13 protein-coding genes and 1 tRNA gene are annotated in these 17,618 nt (G+C 40.1%); 7 read left to right on the top strand and 7 right to left on the bottom strand.

All coding sequences use genetic code 11. The annotated features are described in order from the left end of the window. Positions 1–40 precede the first annotated feature (40 nt). On the top strand, positions 41–751 hold the full coding sequence (locus Q3A68_RS09675) for an NUDIX hydrolase (RefSeq protein WP_302900870.1): 711 nt from the start codon (positions 41–43) through the stop codon (positions 749–751). An 83-nt stretch (positions 752–834) separates the two neighbouring features. Here the strand turns inward: Q3A68_RS09675 and Q3A68_RS09670 are convergent, their stop codons facing one another. The 3 genes from Q3A68_RS09670 to Q3A68_RS09660 form a co-directional block, all read right to left on the bottom strand. Next, the gene (locus tag Q3A68_RS09670; protein WP_302900869.1) at positions 835–1,695 is read right to left on the bottom strand and encodes an N-acetylglucosamine kinase; all 861 of its coding nucleotides are present in this window, start codon (positions 1,693–1,695) and stop codon (positions 835–837) included. Between the two features lie 281 nt (positions 1,696–1,976). After that, positions 1,977–2,462, bottom strand: coding sequence for a DUF8737 domain-containing protein (locus Q3A68_RS09665; RefSeq protein WP_302900868.1), 486 nt, complete (start codon positions 2,460–2,462; stop codon positions 1,977–1,979). Positions 2,463–2,558: 96 nt separating this feature from the next. Continuing rightward, positions 2,559–3,092, bottom strand: a complete 534-nt coding sequence (locus tag Q3A68_RS09660; RefSeq protein WP_302900867.1) for a Crp/Fnr family transcriptional regulator — start codon at positions 3,090–3,092, stop codon at positions 2,559–2,561. A gap of 189 nt (positions 3,093–3,281) precedes the next feature. Here Q3A68_RS09660 and Q3A68_RS09655 point away from each other — a divergent pair. From Q3A68_RS09655 to Q3A68_RS09645, 3 genes are all read left to right on the top strand, one after another. Further along, a tRNA-Arg gene (locus Q3A68_RS09655) sits at positions 3,282–3,355 on the top strand. 232 nt (positions 3,356–3,587) lie between these two features. Then, positions 3,588–4,736, top strand: coding sequence for a glycoside hydrolase family 18 protein (locus Q3A68_RS09650; RefSeq protein ID WP_302900866.1), 1,149 nt, complete (start codon positions 3,588–3,590; stop codon positions 4,734–4,736). 179 nt (positions 4,737–4,915) lie between these two features. After that, positions 4,916–5,119, top strand: a complete 204-nt coding sequence (locus Q3A68_RS09645; RefSeq protein ID WP_302900865.1) for a YtxH domain-containing protein — start codon at positions 4,916–4,918, stop codon at positions 5,117–5,119. 500 nt (positions 5,120–5,619) lie between these two features. On the opposite strand, the gene Q3A68_RS09640 is transcribed toward Q3A68_RS09645, so the two are convergent. The 4 genes from Q3A68_RS09640 to Q3A68_RS09625 all read right to left on the bottom strand — a co-directional run bounded on the left by Q3A68_RS09640 (position 5,620) and on the right by Q3A68_RS09625 (position 7,396). Beyond that, on the bottom strand, positions 5,620–5,856 hold the full coding sequence (locus Q3A68_RS09640) for a hypothetical protein (protein ID WP_302900864.1): 237 nt from the start codon (positions 5,854–5,856) through the stop codon (positions 5,620–5,622). Between the two features lie 140 nt (positions 5,857–5,996). Beyond that, positions 5,997–6,449: a helix-turn-helix domain-containing protein gene (locus Q3A68_RS09635; RefSeq protein WP_302900863.1), complete on the bottom strand. Its 453-nt coding sequence runs from the start codon at positions 6,447–6,449 to the stop codon at positions 5,997–5,999. A 115-nt stretch (positions 6,450–6,564) separates the two neighbouring features. Next, positions 6,565–6,990, bottom strand: coding sequence for a hypothetical protein (locus tag Q3A68_RS09630; protein WP_302900862.1), 426 nt, complete (start codon positions 6,988–6,990; stop codon positions 6,565–6,567). Between the two features lie 16 nt (positions 6,991–7,006). Next, the gene (locus tag Q3A68_RS09625) at positions 7,007–7,396 is read right to left on the bottom strand and encodes a VOC family protein (protein WP_302900861.1); all 390 of its coding nucleotides are present in this window, start codon (positions 7,394–7,396) and stop codon (positions 7,007–7,009) included. Between the two features lie 321 nt (positions 7,397–7,717). Here Q3A68_RS09625 and Q3A68_RS09620 point away from each other — a divergent pair, with 321 nt between their 5' ends. From Q3A68_RS09620 to Q3A68_RS09610, 3 genes are all read left to right on the top strand, one after another. Next, entirely contained in the window at positions 7,718–11,911 is a 4,194-nt protein-coding gene (locus tag Q3A68_RS09620; RefSeq protein WP_302900860.1) for a hybrid sensor histidine kinase/response regulator transcription factor, read from the top strand. A 472-nt stretch (positions 11,912–12,383) separates the two neighbouring features. Then, positions 12,384–15,716 (top strand): SusC/RagA family TonB-linked outer membrane protein, encoded by a 3,333-nt coding sequence (locus Q3A68_RS09615; protein WP_302900859.1) that lies wholly within the window; start codon positions 12,384–12,386, stop codon positions 15,714–15,716. Positions 15,717–15,726: 10 nt separating this feature from the next. Further along, positions 15,727–17,586, top strand: coding sequence for a RagB/SusD family nutrient uptake outer membrane protein (locus Q3A68_RS09610; protein ID WP_302900858.1), 1,860 nt, complete (start codon positions 15,727–15,729; stop codon positions 17,584–17,586). Positions 17,587–17,618 lie beyond the last annotated feature (32 nt).

Genomic DNA, 17,618 nt, shown 5'->3' with positions numbered 1-17,618 from the left:
CAACATATCTTTAGAGCGTAAACCTATAAATTCAAAGTTTTTGGAAGTAAAGTTACCTACATTTAATTCAGTTTTCTCTATAGACTGTGTGATTTTTGGCTTTGAAGCCGGAGAGTTAAAGATATTATTGATAGAGAGGAACGAAGAGCCATATAAAGACTGGCTCGCTTTGCCGGGATATATAGTTGAGCAGGATGAAAGTATTGACGATGCTGCTGAACGTATCCTTTATGAACTGACAGGTTTGCGCGACCTGCATATGCAGCAATTTCATACTTTTGGCGAGGTAAACCGTCACCCGCAGGGCCGCGTAATCACAGTTGCCTATTATGCGCTGATCCGAATAAACGGGCAAAAAGACCTCAGGCCGGTTACACAATACGCCAGGAAGGCTTTCTGGCACCCGGTAAATGAGTTGCCAAAACTGGCGTTTGACCATAGCGAAATATTTAAAACAGGTTTTAATAAACTTCGCCGCAGGCTCAATTATCAGCCCATTGCTTTTGAGTTATTGCCCGAGAAATTTACGCTTACGCAACTGCAATCGTTATACGAAGCGGTTTTGAATAAGAAACTGGATAAGCGGAACTTCAGAAAGAAAATGCTGAGCTATGGCTTTTTGAAAGAGCTTGACGAAAAGCAAAAGGGGGTATCGTACCGCGCAGCTAAACTTTATAAATTCGACAGAAGGAAATACACCAAGATATTTCAAAGTGAACTGAACCTGGAGAATAAAGGCAAGGTGGGGTGATGTTTTCAGTCTAAGACAGACCTAAATAAAAAAAGCGTTCTGATAATCAGAACGCTTTTTTGTTGTATATGAGAGGCCGATTTTTATAATTGAGTCGGAGCCAGTTCCAGGTGATATTTCACCAGGTTATCTATAGGCGAGCGGATAATATTACCTACTACCATGCCATTTTCAGCAGCCACCTCTTCAAGTACGTTACGGAAATTGTAACCTACCGAGCCAATGCAGTTGAAGGTATACTTTTGATAATCTGGATAATGGGTTACAAGATTGCGGAAAAAGTCCTCAAATGAGGTGCGCACCAGGTTCCTGGAATATTCGATATGAACATTATTGTCATAGACAAATTTGCTGAAGCTTGCACAAAATCGGTTGGCGCGGGGCTGCGTGTAAACCTGTTCGTTTACATCATCCGGGGTTAGTTTGTAAGTATCCCAGAAAAGTTTCCTCACTGGTTCAGGCATATAACCTCTCAGGTAGTCAACAAGCAGTTTTTTGCCAATGTAGCAACCACTGCCCTCGTCGCCCAAAATATAAGCTCCTGAATCGATGTTATGAACTACCTCTTTACCATTGTAGATACAAGTATTGGTGCCGGTACCTAAAATAGCAGCAAACCCCTCGCTATTGCCCAGCAGAGCCCTTGCAGCTGCAAGCAAATCGTGACCTATGTAAATCTTCGCTTTGGTGAACACAGCCTGCATGGCATCGGCAACGATCTTACGCATATCGTCAGTTGAGCATCCGGCGCCGTAATAATTTACTTCAGTAATTTCACTCTTCTCAAGGTCTGACGGTAAGTTCTCCATCAGCGATTGCACAATGTAAGCAGTACTTGAAAAATAGGGGTTATAACCCTCTGTGTTAAAATACACTTTTTTACCCTCTTCGGTAACCAGACACCAATTGGTTTTGGTAGAGCCACCGTCAGCAATTATGATCATAAATTAAGTTTATCTAAAAAATTGGTTAAAAGTATGATTTACTAATTGTAAATAAAACACTTTGTATTTTTAAAATGTAAAAAATCGGAGCAAAGTATACTAATATACTGTTTTTGAATATAAAAAGCACTATTTCAAAGCATTAATTATGCGAAAAATTTTGAGCGACTAAAGCGATTTTAATGGTATTGGCAACGTTCGTAATGATCGTTGATTGGAAAAATAAAAGCCCCAAGTGTTTCGACTTGAAGCTTTGGATCCATTTTTCCTATTCCGGTTAGTTAGTGAGATTGCACTGCTTTATTTTTTAGCAGCAGCCTGAAAACCATTAGGTGTGTCAGCAAAAGTATCGGTACATAAATGACAACAATATAATAGGCTGGACCTAAAAACGGAAGGATGTTATACCTCGGACCGTCAACAAATGCTATCAATAGGTCAGCAAATCCTAAAATGTTGAACACCCATAAGAAAGGCCGAAACGATGTGTTGGTTGTGAAGGCTAGAGTGATAAAGGCCAGTACAGCCGCTATAAAATCGCCAAATGCGGCGGGTATCGCCCATGCAGGATTAAGTCCTGCATTAACTACACCTGGCACAAGAAAGGACAGGCCTGCAAAGCGAAAAGAGTGTAAAAATAGAATTGGCAGAATTGCTTTTTTAAGCTCCAGGTCTTTAAACTGAAGCCAAAAGTATTTTTTACTTATTTTATTCCATACAATAAGGCTCATTAAAATGCTGATTCCAAACAAAATTGTTGCTTCCATAATTGACATGTTTATTGTACAAAGGAAACAGGGAAAGCAAAATAGACAGTTGCCAAATGACAAAAACCAAATTGTCATTTGGCAAATAAAATCGGGTTAGTGTTTGGAAAATTCCCGCCTGATTCTGCTTAGCGATGAATTGGTAACTCCAAGATAAGAGGCAATGTGCTTTAACTGAACAAATTGAAAAACCTCCTTGTCGTCTTTTATCAAATCTTCATAGCGTTGCTCTGCAGTTTTGTTGATCATGGCAAGCGTACGCTTTTTGTATGAAACAAGTTCCTTAATTAACATCCGCCGGCCATATTCTCTAAATTCGGGTATGGAATGAAAAAGAGTGTTCATTTTTTCGAAAGTAATAGAATAGCCCAGACAATTGGTAACGGCCTGAATATTTTCCTCCGAGGCAGTTTGAAGGAAAAAAGAAGCATGATCATAAATCTGGCGGTTCTTTGCAAATAAATTTGTTGTCACCTCGTTGCCTTCCAAATCAAAAGTATAGGCTCTCATAAGCCCCTGTGTTAAATAGAGAAAGTCGCATACTTTACCTTCTTTTAGAAAGAATTCATTTTTTGAAAACTCCCTCTCTTCATAATAGCCAGTAATATTTAGAATTGTTTCTAACGACATTTGGGAGTTTTTCTGAAAAAAATCTATAAGAGGTTGCTTGTTCATAGGTCCGAAGAATGCAGGGAGTAAAAGTGTATTTATTCTAAGTTACAAAAGTCTTACAGAGAAGCAATTTATAATATGAATGCAACTTAATATTTCAATTTTGTGTAGATTTTTGCATATTTGCACCGCGAAAAAATCGCAGATGGTCCCGTAGCTCAGCTGGATAGAGCAACAGATTTCTAATCTGTCGGTCTTTGGTTCGAATCCAAACGGGATCACCTCTTGGGATAGGCGAGAAAATATGTCGTTTATCCCTTTTTTATTTTCTGTCAATTTGCGGTTAATCAAAAAATGGAAAACTTCGCTTCATTTTTTGCGATTCAAGTCTTCAAATCTTTGATTGCGTATTGTTTGGTGTATATCTAATCTGTTGTATAAAAACTGACAAATTTCTACATTGCGATTGAGAGTACTGCAGATCGCTTTAATGAAATGTTTATATTCGCTACTATGAGAATCCTATCCCGCTTATCGGGCACGTTGTCGTTAGTGCTTGCGTTATTTATATCAATATCTGTATCCGCTCAATCGTCAGAGAACAAAAAACATGTCATCATAGGCTATGTTGGTGGTTACCGTGGCTTATATGATACAGCTATGGTAGACGCAAAGAAGCTCACCCATATTAATTATGCATTTGTAGTTATTAAAAATAATCGGGCCTATCTTGAACACGAAAAGACGGATACGGTGAATTTTCGAAACTTGTTAAAACTTAAAAAGATCAACCCTAACCTCAAATTGCTTATCTCGATAGGCGGCTGGGGTGGAAGCCGCAATTTTTCGGATGCTGTACTAACCGATACCAGCCGGGAAGCTTTTGCAGCAAGTGCCGTTGCAATAGTAAAAAAATATCACTTTGATGGCGTGGATATCGACTGGGAGTACCCTAACGATATTGGGGCGGGTAATATTTACAGGCCCGAGGATAAACATAATTTCACGCTTATGTTCCAGAAGCTGCGACTTGATTTGGATACCCTTGAAAAAGAAGCAGGCGGCAAGAAGTTGCTCACCACTGCCGCAGGTGGGTTTACGCGTTTCCTGAAGCTGACGGAAATGGGTGAAGCTTCCAAATACCTGGACTATGTGAGCCTTATGACCTATGATTTTGCCCAGGACAGCCTGCATATTGTATTGCATCATACCAATCTATATGCATCAAAAAGTTATAAAACACTTTGCTCTGCTGATATGGCCGTGCACGATTTTATGGCAGCGGGCGTCCCTGCGGATAAACTTGTGGTAGGCGTTGCCTTTTATGGGCACACGCTGGCGGCCGCTGATTCACAAATAATGGTTCTCGGCGCCAAAACTGCTTCGATACGTGTTCGTGGTGTAGGCGGCGGGTATACATTTATCAGGGATAGCCTGATCAACAAAAAAGGCTACAAATATTATCGCGATAAAGATGCCTATGCCCCTTACTTATACAATGCCGACCTTCGCCAGTTTATCACTTTCGATGATGAATGGTCAGTTAAGAATAAGTGCAAATACGTTAAAAAGAATGGTTTAGCCGGTGTCATGTTTTGGGAGTATTCCTCGGATAGGAAGGAATATTTGCTAAAAGAGATAGACAAGGATCTGACTTTTTAAATTCCGAAATACCCACGCTCTTAACTGCTCATTATCAGATTGCTGTCTCTTTTGATACTAGCGGCAAGATTTGGTAATCATCAATTGCGATTTTTGTAAATAAATTGGTAACCATACATGCAATGATTTACAACAATTTAGCTGTTACGGCGTTCTTCCTTATATCAAAACTTAAAATTATGAAACTTTTACCCTTAATATTAGCAGGCACAGCCCTGGCTGCGGGCGTTGCCTATCTTGTACGCAAAAGAGAAGATGGCACTTCAATTTTGGATGAGCTGACCAACAAAGCCCCTGAATGGATGGAAAAAGGCAAGCAATACGCTACACAAACCATTGATCAGGTTACTGATCAGATCAGGCAGCGTAGCCACAAATCCTAAAGGAACACAAAACTTTAAAGTCAAAAAGCCTTAAGCCGGATGTCTTGAGGCTTTTTGCTTGGAGGGTTACATGTCTTTAGTTAAAATTTTATAATAATTGAATATCAAAAGGTTATGTTTTAATTGTCGTAACCTTGTTGTGGCAAATACGTTTAATCAGGCATCAAGGTCATTCAAATTTGACTAATCTGCATTATGAAACGGATATCAGTGTTAAGGAATGAATCTACTCGTATTGAATCCCGGATCAAGAAGTTGCTTACGCAACGATACAGTTACGAAAACGGACTGGTGAAACAGCTGGGGGTTTTAGCATCAATCTCCAGGTTGTATGATAAAATGTCAGAGCTTCACAGGGAAATACAACAAAGGGATACTTTATCAGCATGATTTAACCGATACAGGTTTTTTCAGAAGACCTGTGAGGTGTGGCCAAAAAAAAAACCTTAAGGTTTTTGACTTAAGGCTTTTGTTTTAGTTGTCATAGAGCCGCTTACCCGTTAAAAGGCTATTTTTCTTTTTATTATTATTTTATCAATAAATGAGCCGAGTTCCTTCAGAACTGGAAACTCAAGGAAATCCTCTGTTCTTTGCATCCATTCGCCCCCTATTTTAAAAAGCATAGCTGTTCTTCCGTCGTCAAACTTTACCATCCAAACATGCCATGATTTGAAATAGGCACTGGTTATTTGAATAAATTGTGCGGTACCGTCCGGTAATTTTATTTTATATTTCATAGTGTTGGTAGCTTAATATAGGTAAAGACGGCCAAATGCAGCCAGTATTGTCACCAGTTAAAAAAATTAACTTTCCTTAACAATTCTTACAAACAGTGAAAATATGCCGGGCTAGGTCGGTTTGATTTAGCAAGGACATATCATCTATTACTATTGCCTTTGCTCTCCCTGCCAAATTTCAATTGGTGAGCAAGCTCCACGATTTGGTGCAATAACAATTCTATACATCGGTCTTTCTCCCTGATTTGAGCTAGTACCGACAAATACCGTGAAGCGTCCCGAACTTCCTGCTCCGGATCGAATGACAGAAGCTGTATCAATTTGACATCCAGGATAAAGGCGATCTGTTCTAACCGTGATAAATTGACATCGGTGAGACCAGCTTCTATTTTCGAGTACGAACCGCGCGTAATATCCAGTTTTGTAGCCATGAGCGCCTGGTCCCAGCCTTTACTGATCCGGAATTTTCGTATTAAAAAGCCGGTTGTTAGATTGATGTTACTTTTAGAAGTTTGCAATATATAGGAGGTAGATTCGCGATCAATATAAGAGGAAATTCTGAGAAAAAGCCATCTGAGGCTTATTTCTGGCATTAAACGTCATAATTGTTTTACATCAAAAAGTGTTAATATACTTGCCGGTAATTTGAAGCTCTTGATTTGTCAGAAGTTGCGCAACCTTAGACAGGTTATTTAATATTTGCCTTTATTATTTCATAAAATTATAAAGCATTTCTTTAATCACCATATCACATATCTGTACCAATCTGTCATATTCACCTTCAAGAATAATCCCGTCATAAGTAAATTCAAGCAGGGTATGGCTGACATTAGGGCTTAGTTCAAAGACCATTTTTGTCCCGGTCCAGTCAAAGTTATCTGTTTCGCGGGTGCTCTCGGTTACCAGCCAAACTACTTTTTTATTCGGTATTAATTCAACCACTTTATTTTTTGAATAATGCCCGCCCTCTGACGTAAATATAAACTCATCATTCAATTCGGAGCTTCTTCCTTTAAATTCTTCCGGCCAGAATTTGGGAACGTCGTTGATAATATGATTAAAGACCTCATCCGGTGATTTCGCAACCTCAATTGCCGTTGTGTAACGCGCTGTTGTATAATTGGGGCCTCTCATTTTAATAGTTTTGATGTTACGATTTAGGTCTTCCAAAAAACAAGATATATCCATCCGAATCAATCACCTCAAAACCGCGCAAACCGTCGTCGTCATCTCTGAGATTTTGATGAAAAGTAACGCCTTTCAACTGGTATTCTTCGAACAAGCCGTCAGGATCTTTAGTTGAGATATAGGCATCCCAGCGTGCCCAGTCGTAATGAGTATAATTGGGAACAGGGTTTTTATCCTCCGCACTCCCCTTAAGCATAATGGAAATATTATCGCGCCCAACGATCGCAAAAAACGGATCGTCATCCGGGCCTATAAACCTTACTTCAAACCCAAGTTTATCTACATAGAACGCAACAGAATTCTTTAAACTCTTAACGATAAAAAACGGCGAAATATAGGTGAGGTTGGTCATGATTTATTTTGCCTGGCTATGCTGGTGCTTCTGACAACTCGAACTAATATCGGCAATTTTTCTTGTTTTTTTAAAGTGTTCGGAGTACACGAACATTATAAGTGACAAAGATTAAATTGGAAATTTTTAAATTTTTGCTGAAAAAAGTTGCGATTTAAATTATTGTATGAGATATAAACTTGATGAAATAATAAAAATATTATTATTTGTCAGTTTTACATTTCTTTTTTAATTAAAAAAACTACATTTGAGAAATAGCCTTTTGTATTCTGTTTGTTACAAAGGGCCGGGAACCAAATTATACCTATTAACTGGCATTTCATGAGAAGACTTATACTTATCCTGTTAGGGCTAATTGTTTGTTTTTGTACACATGCACAAGGCTTGTTTACAAAAAAAGTGATGAAGTACTCATTGAAAGATGGTCTTTCATTTGGTATAATAAATAGCATAGCCCAGGACAATAAAGGCTTTATGTGGTTTGCCACGGATGACGGTTTAAACCGGTTTGATGGCACCAATTTCAAAGTGTTCAAATCTGAACCCAACAATCCATACAGTTTACCGAGTAATTATGTTCAAAATATATTCAAGGATGCCCATGGCGAGATATGGATATCCTCAAGAAGAGGGATATATAAATTTGACACCAAAACAGAGCGGTTTTCTAAATTTAACCCTACTGGTAATCAGTCGGCTAATCTAAACTATGTTACCAGCATCTTTGAAAATACTAAAAATCAGTTGTGGTTTTCATGCGGCGGTTCGGGGTTTTCTTATTATGATGAGAAAAACGGGCACTACAAAATCTATAACAAACACAGATTGCCGGCTTTATCCGGTACAGTAGTCGTTAATGTTGTCGAAGATACTTATGGGTTATTATGGGTAGGCACGCTTGATGGCGGCCTAAACGTTTTTAGTATCAAAGACGGGGTGATTTTAAAAAGCTTAAATGCGCAAGTCCCGTTAAACGTGATTCCCCCTGGCAGAATTAATGCCATTTATGAAGACCATAATCATGATATCTGGGTAGCAGCCAGTAAGGGACTATTCCTTTACAGAAGAGCTGAAAATAAATTCCATGTTTTCTTAGGCTCAAAGTATAAGCTAAGAAGCAACTATTTTTCTTCACTTCTTGAGGATGATAATAAAAATCTGCTGATTGGCTTACAGGACGGAGGATTGTATAACATTGATCTTGCCAAAGCCGAAAAGTCGGATTATAAAGATGTGGTAATTAATCCGGTAAAATCAGAAGATAACTACAGCATAACAGCCAGATCAGTTCAAACTTTATTTCAGGATAAGGACAAAAACATATGGGCCGGAACATATGGCGACGGCATTTATATGCTCAGTAGTATTCCTGAAAAATTCAACAAATTTCAAAATAAGCTGGTAGATAGTTACGGATCGAGCTTCTTAAGGTATTACGGTATGTGCATGGATGCGGAAGGCTATTTGTGGCTGGGTACCGATGGCGACGGGATATATAAGAAGAAACTGAATGGAGAGGTAGTAAGATATTACAGGGCAGACGGAAGGAGCGGTTCATTAACAGATAATGCCATAATTAGTGCTTACAAAGACCATTCAAACACGTTGTGGTTTGGTTCATATTCGCAGGGGCTTTTCCGCTATAATAAAGGGGCAGACTCTTTCACTAATTTCACCCATAGGGCTGATGACCCCTCGAGCATAGGTTTAAATGATGTTCGCGTAATACTGCAAGACTCAAAAAATAATTTATGGGTTGGCACAAACGGAGGGGGGCTAAGTATGCTGCCAGCAGGGAAAGATAAATTCGTTAATTATAACCCGCAAAACAGCACGATCGCCTCAAACAATATCCGGGCGCTCGCTGAAGATAAACACGGCAACTTGTTTGTTGGAACATATGCCTCTGGTCTTAAGTATTTTATAAGAGATCAAAATAAGTTTGTCGATTATTTCAATCAATCACAAATTGAAAAATTTCTATCCAGCCAGGTTATATACTCATTGTATTTAGATAAGAATGATAAGCTTTTGATAGGTACAGAAGGGAACGGCCTTGTAATTTATGACATCAGAAATAAAAGTTTTAAACAGTATACAGAAATTGATGGGTTGGCTGACAATACTATAAATGCAATAGAAAAAGATGACTCCGGAGATATCTGGATAAGCACAAATAAAGGGCTATCGAGAGTAGGGGTGAGCACAAACAGTATCACTAATTATGACACTTCAGACGGGTTGCAGGGAGGGCAGTTTAATCCCCGGTCATCCATGTATTGCAGCAAAAGGAAGTTTATGATTTTTGGCGGAACAGAAGGCTATAATATTTTTTTCCCTGCAGAGGTAAAACAAAACACCTTTAGGCCAAAAATCCTGATTACAGGTTTGCAGTTATTTGGTAAAAAAGTTGAAGTGGGCCAAAAAGATAATATCTTAAGTAAAGTAATAAATGAATCCACCCAAATAACTTTGCAACCTAACCAATCGGTTTTCTCCATACAATATGTAGCTTTAAACTATGCATATGCACAAAAATGTGAATTCGCATACAAGCTGGAGGGGTTGGACAAAAATTGGAACTACGTAAAAAATCAAAAATCAGTTACTTACCGTTACCTTCCGGCAGGTGAATATACGTTCAAGGTAAAAACTGCCAACCAGGATGGTTTATGGTTTGAAGATTACGCCGCTTTACAGATAAGAATTCTTCCACCCTGGTATAAAACATGGTGGGCTCTTCTGAGCTATTTCGCTATAACTGTAACGCTTATCTATTATTACATGCTTTATCGTAGCAACCAGGCTAAGTTAAAGTACGAGATAAAAATTGCGCAGATGTCTGCAGAGAAGGAGAAAGAACTTAATGAACGGAAGCTTTCATTTTTTACCAACATTTCTCACGAATTCAGGACGCCGCTTACGTTGATTATAAATCCAGTTAAGGAACTACTATTTAGTCAGGGAGAAAGGGTAAATGATACAAGTAATCTTAATATTGTTTACCGTAATGCGCGTCGTTTATTAAGTCTTGTTGATCAACTATTATTATTTAGAAAGGCTGATAGCGAGTCAGATAAGCTCAAGATAGTAAAACTGGATATCGTGAACTTGTCTAAAGAGGTCTTTTTATGTTTCAGCCATCAGGCAAAAAGCAAGAGTATACAGTTTGAATTTGTTTGTGAAACAGATTCCATAGAATTATTTGCAGACCGTGAAAAGATAGAGATCGCATTATTTAATTTGATTTCTAATGCCTTAAAATTTACCCCCAATTATGGAACAATAGTTTGCAGTATTTCAGAAACAGACGCTTTTGTAAATATAGAGGTCAAAGATAATGGGTGCGGAATAGATGAGTATGTTGGAGATCAGTTATTTGATAAGTTTTACCAGTTGCACAATGCATTGCCGCCGGCAAGTGGATTTGGTATTGGGCTTTACCTGGTAAAAAGATTTATTGAAGATCATAAAGGAAATATCAGTTACCAAAGCTCAAAAGGAAAAGGAACCACTTTCAAGATTTGCTTGCTGAAAGGGAAGGAGCATTTAAGCCCTAACTTGATTTTTGAGGACGTTGCCGAAACTTCTGCTTTTCTGGACGAACTGATTGAACATTGCGAAGAAGAGGTACCGGTATCAAAAGCAGGGATCGAATTACAATCCCAGAGTCATAAAAAAACAGATCCGCTCAACTTTGAATCCAGGTCTATGGTTATTGCTGATGATAATGCACAGATCAGGCAGTATCTAAAACAAATTTTCAGTAATGATTTTGAGGTATTTGAAGCCGAAAATGGTGCAGACGCCTTAAATCTGGTTTATCAGATATTGCCTGATATTATTATCAGCGATGTTATGATGCAAGGTTTAAGCGGTATCGAGCTTTGTAGCAGGGTAAAAGAAGAGCCTTCTTTGAGTCATATACCTGTTGTGTTATTAACCGCCAGCACATCGCCCGAAATTAAATTAAAAGGCATCGAGGGTGGCGCGGATGACTATATAAGTAAACCCTTTGAAAAGGAATTACTCGTTGCGAGAGTCACAGGCATATTAAAAAGTAAAAATACTCTCCAAAAATATTTTTATAACGAGATCACCCTAAAGTCAAATGACCTTAAGATATCGCCTGACTATAAGGAGTTCCTGGCGGAATGTATGAAAATTGTCGAAGAGCATTTAACAGACAATGATTTTTGTACCAAAGCTCTGGCTGATGAGATTGGTATGAGCCAGTCTAATCTTTATAAAAAAATCAGGTCAATTTCCGGGCAATCCACCAATGGATTTATACGGTTTATACGTTTGAGAAAAGCTGCGGAAATGTTTCTTAACACCGATTGCACAGTTGCAGAGGCTGCTTACAAGGTTGGTATTAACGACCTGAAGTACTTTAGGGAACAATTTAGCAGGCTCTTCGGGCTGAACCCATCTGAATACATTAAAAAATTTCGCGTGCCTTTTCAGTCAAGTATCACAAAAAATGCTGTAAAGTTAAAAATGGGCAATAGTTAATGTCAGGGTTAATTTTAGATATATATTAATTAATAAATTATCCGCTTATTACCAATTACCCCCTCAAGTTTTAAGAATTTACCCCCTATGAATCACCTCAATTATGCTCACTTTAGTGCAATCAATTATAACTGTAGTGATAACATTTAATTTCTTAGTTGCAAGAAAACGCTTTTAAATGAAAAAAAGCATCAACGATAAGTGATTTATAGTTGGCGCTGTTTTCAAAATTAAAGGGGTGTTTTTGAGACTAAGATTGATAGCGACAATGCCTTCAGATTTGTTAGACTACCAATTTTTATAATCCCTAACCAATTGTAATTAAAGTTAAACCTAAATGATGATTATGAAATAAACAAAAGCCAGACAGACCCTAATTCAGGAGTTGCAATTATAGAATAATTGAGCTCCGGTAAACCATCCCACTTTGAGAGTGTGCGTTTAAAATTTAAATCAACTTAACCAATTAAACATGGAATACAATTTACATAGAACTGTAAACTTGTCAAATGTCTCAAAAATAGCACTAAGCCAGGTATTGATTGCTTTGCTATTTGTCAGTATGTCTTCAGCAGCTACTGCAGATGTTTCCAATACAAAGTTTGCCACACCGCACCGAGCAGCGTTAAACAAGTTATTAGCTCAAATTAAAATCACAGGAAAAGTAACTGATCAGACAACCGGGGAATCGCTTATTGGCGTATCTGTAAAACTAAAAGGTACAGCAGCCGGGACAGTGACTGATATAAACGGAAATTTTACACTCAATGCGCCGGAAGACGGCACACTGGTCGTATCATTTATTGGCTACACCACGGTAGAGGTACCAATAGCCGGCAAAACTACTCTTAATATTAAACTTCAATCAGCGAATAAAGGACTTAACGAGGTGGTGGTAGTAGGTTACGGTGTACAAAAGAAAGTAACCGTTACCGGATCTGTTACATCTGTTAAAGGCGAGGATCTGGTAAAATCACCGGCAGTCAACCTTTCAAATTCCATAGCCGGACGTATGCCGGGGGTTATCGCAACCAATGCAAGCGGCGAGCCTGGTTACGATGGTTCAACCATCAGTGTGCGCGGTATTAATACGCTGGGCAACAACTCTCCGCTGATCGTTATCGACGGTGTTCCGGCTCCCGCAGGGCAAACAAATATCGACCGTATTAATCCTGCCGATATTGAAAGCATGACGGTGTTGAAGGATGCATCAGCAGCTATTTATGGAGCCCGGGCTGCCAATGGCGTTATCCTGATTACCACCAAACACGGTAAACTGGGTAAACCCGACCTTTCTTACAACTATAATCATGGATGGGCGCAACCTACGGTGATTCCTAAAATGGCTAATTCTACAGAATATGCTACCATGGTAGATGAAATAGATTTATATAACTTACCGTCACAATATTGGCCAGACGCGTGGAAGGCATTTCAAACCACAGGAAGCTTTACCCGCCCGGATAACAACGCTACCACAACGGCAACATTCTCGCCTACTGACTTTCAAAAATTTGCTGACCATTCTGATCCATGGGGACACCCTAACACCGATTGGTTTAAAGCGACGCTGAAGGACTGGTCGCCGCAAACTCGCCAGAACGTACAATTGTCGGGTGGTTCAGAAAATATAAAGTATCTGACTTCCATAGGTTACGAAAATCAGGACGCTTATTATAAGAATTCTGCGACCGGTTATAAACAGTACGATCTGCGCTTAAATGTAGATGCAAAAGTTAATAAGTATGTTAACACTAGTGTTGGCGTATCTGGCCGCCAGGAAAACCGCTTTTTCCCTGCTGGTGAAAGTGCCGGCGACATTTTCAGGATGTTAACGCGTGGTTATCCATACAGGCCAGCTTACTGGCCAAACGGGTTACCAGGACCAGATATCGAAAATGGCCAGCAACCGGTGTTGATCACTACGAATGCAACCGGATATGACAAAGACACCAGGTATGTTGTTCAAACTAATGGTAAAATTGTAATCGATGTTCCATATGTACCTGGATTAAAGGTTACGGGAAACGTTGCTATTGATAAATACATAAGGGAAGAAAAAAGCTGGCAAACGCCATGGTATGTATATAGCTGGGATGGTCAATCAACCACAAACCCTGTACTTACCAAGGTAGCCCGTGGCCCGGCCCAGGCGCACCTTTTTCAAAGCGATGAGGATCAGTTAAGTACGATGCTCGAAGGTATAATAAGCTATGATCATAGCTTTGGAGGCCATAACGTTACTTTCCTTGCCGGTGTACAAAAGGAAAAATCAAATCAAAGCTACTTTGATGCGTCACGCAAGTATTTTGCTTCAACCGCTATAGACCAGCTTTCATGGGGTGGTAACACCGAGATAGGCAATAGCGGTTCAGCCTGGGAGAGGGCCCGTTTAAATTACTTTGGCCGCGTAGGATATAACTACAAGGAAAAATACCTGGCTGAATTTTTATGGCGGGCAGACGGTTCTTATATGTTCCCTACAACTCACCGCTTCGGCTTCTTCCCCGGTATATCAGCAGGCTGGAGAATTTCAGAAGAAAATTTCTTTAAAGATAATATCAAGTTCTTTCAAAACTTAAAACTTCGCGGTTCATGGGGGCAAATGGGTAACGACCAGGTAAATAGACCTCACTCCAATGATTTGGCAGAATACGCGTATCTTCCACTATATAACACTAATACCTATATTATCAACGGTGCTCCGACTCAAACGTTAACGGAAGGTACAGCTCCAAACCCGAGCTTTACCTGGGAAACTGCCAACAACAGCGATGCAGCCCTGGAAGGAACGATCCTGAACGGCAAATTGGATTTCGTTTTGGAAGCGTTTTATAACGTACGTACCAATATCTTATGGGCACCTACCGCTTCAGTACCTGCAACCGGTATTCCTGGACCACTATTACCACCGAAAAACTACGGAAAGGTAACCAATAAGGGGGTAGAGTTCCAATTTAACTGGCATGACAGAATTGGCGAAGTTAGATATAACGTAGGCATTAACGGTTCTTATATTAAAAACCGGATCAATATCTGGGATGAACCTCCCGGATTTCCATCATACCAAACGTCAATTGGTCATCCTATTGGTTCCCAGCTTTATTACGTTTATGATGGCATATTTTCTACACAAGCCGAAGTTGATGCGTTCAACCAAGCTCATCCTGGAGCTTATAGCGGTGTAGGCGCAAGTACTATCCGGGTGGGCGACATGAAATTTAAGGATATAGGCAGCGATAACGGTCAAAAAGTGCCTGATGGTAAAATTGATGGTTATGATCAGGTGAGATTGGATGCCAGCCATACCCCGACTTTTCAGGGAGGTTTAAATTTTGGGGTGCAATATAAGGGCTTCGATTTAACCGTGTTATTGCAGGGTGCAACCGGCGCAAAAATTACACTGCAAACAGAATCAGGAACGATTGGCAACTTCCTGCAATGGAGTTATGATCATCGCTGGACCGTGGACAATCATAGCACCAAAGACCCACGTACAGTTGACAGAAATAACCAGTTCTTTTCTGGCGGATACTATGACTCTAACGGAAACCTTGTACAAGGAAACACTTATTGGCTGCTCAATATGAACTATGTACGCCTTAAAAACATTGAGTTGGGTTATACCCTGCCGGTTTCACTCACCAGCAAAGTAGGTATAAACAATTTGCGGTTCTATGCAAACGGCCTGAACGTGTTCACACTTGCTAAGCAAAAAATTTATGACCCGGAATCCACCAGTTCAGATGGGCATTATTATCCGCAGGCAAGAGTTATCAATTTGGGAGCAAGTGTAAAATTCTAATTTGAACGATATGAAAACATATTTAAGAAATATTTCAGCAATAGTAATCGTCTCAGGCGTGCTGCTTGCCTCGTGTAAGAAAGACTTCCTGAGTACGAAGCCGTTAAACCAGGCATCGGCTGAGGCCACCTGGTCGGATCCTAACCTTTCTACGGCCTTTGTGACGGAATTATATAACGGACTGAGTACCGGGTTATTGGACCAAATGAATAACGATTGCCTTACCGATAATGCCCTTTACAATTTCGGAAAGCAGGACATTATGGAAGGCAACGTAAGCCCTGACCATCTGAGTGGGTTACAAGACAGGTACGAATGGAATGCAATGTACGCCCGGATAAGGTCTGCTAATATCTCACTGGAGCAACTTTCCAAGTCGTCGCTTGATTCAGCACTGGTAAACAGGTTAAAAGGCGAAGCCTATTTTATGCGCGCCTATTTCTACAATCAGTTGCTGCGTTTTTATGGCGGTGTTCCCCTTGTAAAATCCTCCTACAGCGCAACTGCGACTGACTTTAGTATCGCAAGGAGCAGCTATGAAGACTGCGTGAATTTTATATTAAGTGATCTGGATCAGGCGGCCAGTTTGTTAAGCAATAAAACTATGGATAAAGGGCGTGCTACAGCTGACGCTGCGAAGGCGCTTGAAGTAAGAGTTTTAACCTATGCTGCGAGCGCCCTGCATGATCCTACTAACCTAAAAGCAATCAGCACTGTTACCAGTTATGCTCATCCTGAATTATTAGGTTATACCACCAGTGATCATGACGGTCGCTGGAAAAAAGTACAAGACGCGGCAAAGGCCTTTTTAGATATGGGCAAATATGGTTATATGCTTAATTTATCTGCTCCGGCAAGTGCGGCTGATGGTTTTACTAACTACCAAAACTCTTACTTGTCAAGAAATGGCGGTGAAGCTGAGATTATTTTTGCAAGATATTTCAGCAACGCCAAGGACGAGTGGGGAGCATGGTATGGCCGTAACAACTGTACCAATGGTTACCACGGCTGGACATCAAGTGAGCCAACCCAAAACCTGGTAGACGATTATGAAACATTAGATGGAACAACAGGGACTTGGCGTGACTTTGACTGGAATAATGCGGCGGATAAAGCGGCACCCTATGCAAACCGTGATCCGAGGTTCTATGCGTCAATCTTATATGATGGTGCACCTTGGAAACCACGTACAGCGGATGGTGCAGGTATCGACCCTTATAATGAGATCCAAATGGGAACCTATCAAATTGGTAGCGCTTCAAGCCCTCAACCTTACTTTGGCTTGGATACCAGGAATGGGCCTATTGAAAACTGGAACGGAACCCGCACCGGTTATGCTATCAGGAAATTTATGGATCCTAACCCTGCTATTATGGATCAGAATACCCGTTCAGAAGTACCTTCACCGCAAATCAGATATACCGAAGTGGTGTTTAATTACATTGAGGCATGTCTCGAATTAGGGGATAACGCAGACGCTATCACCTGGTTGAATAAAATACGTTTCCGTTGTGGCTTGCCGGCGGTTACCGAAACCGGCGGTGCTGCACTGGTAAACCGGTACAGACGTGAGCGTAACAAAGAAATGCTGTTTGAAGAGCAACGCTTCTTCGACGCCCGCCGCTGGATGATAGCACCAACAACATTGGGTAATAAAGTTAAAATTATTAAGATCACCGGCACACTTAAACCAGGTGCAACGGTGCCTATTTACAGGTATAATACTACTAATTATAACTATACCTATACAGTGCAGGAAATCGATCCGGGCGTTGAAAACCGTGCCTGGGCCGATAAGGTCTACTTCCCGCCAATCAGCAGGGACGAAATGAACAAGAATAAAAAATTGGTTCAAAACCCTGGTTATTAATTAATGGGTTATAAAAATCTATATATTTAATG

Source organism: Mucilaginibacter tolerans, from assembly GCF_030519375.1.
Classification (GTDB): Bacteria; Bacteroidota; Bacteroidia; order Sphingobacteriales; family Sphingobacteriaceae; genus Mucilaginibacter.
This window is presented reverse-complemented; position numbering and strand designations above follow the sequence as displayed.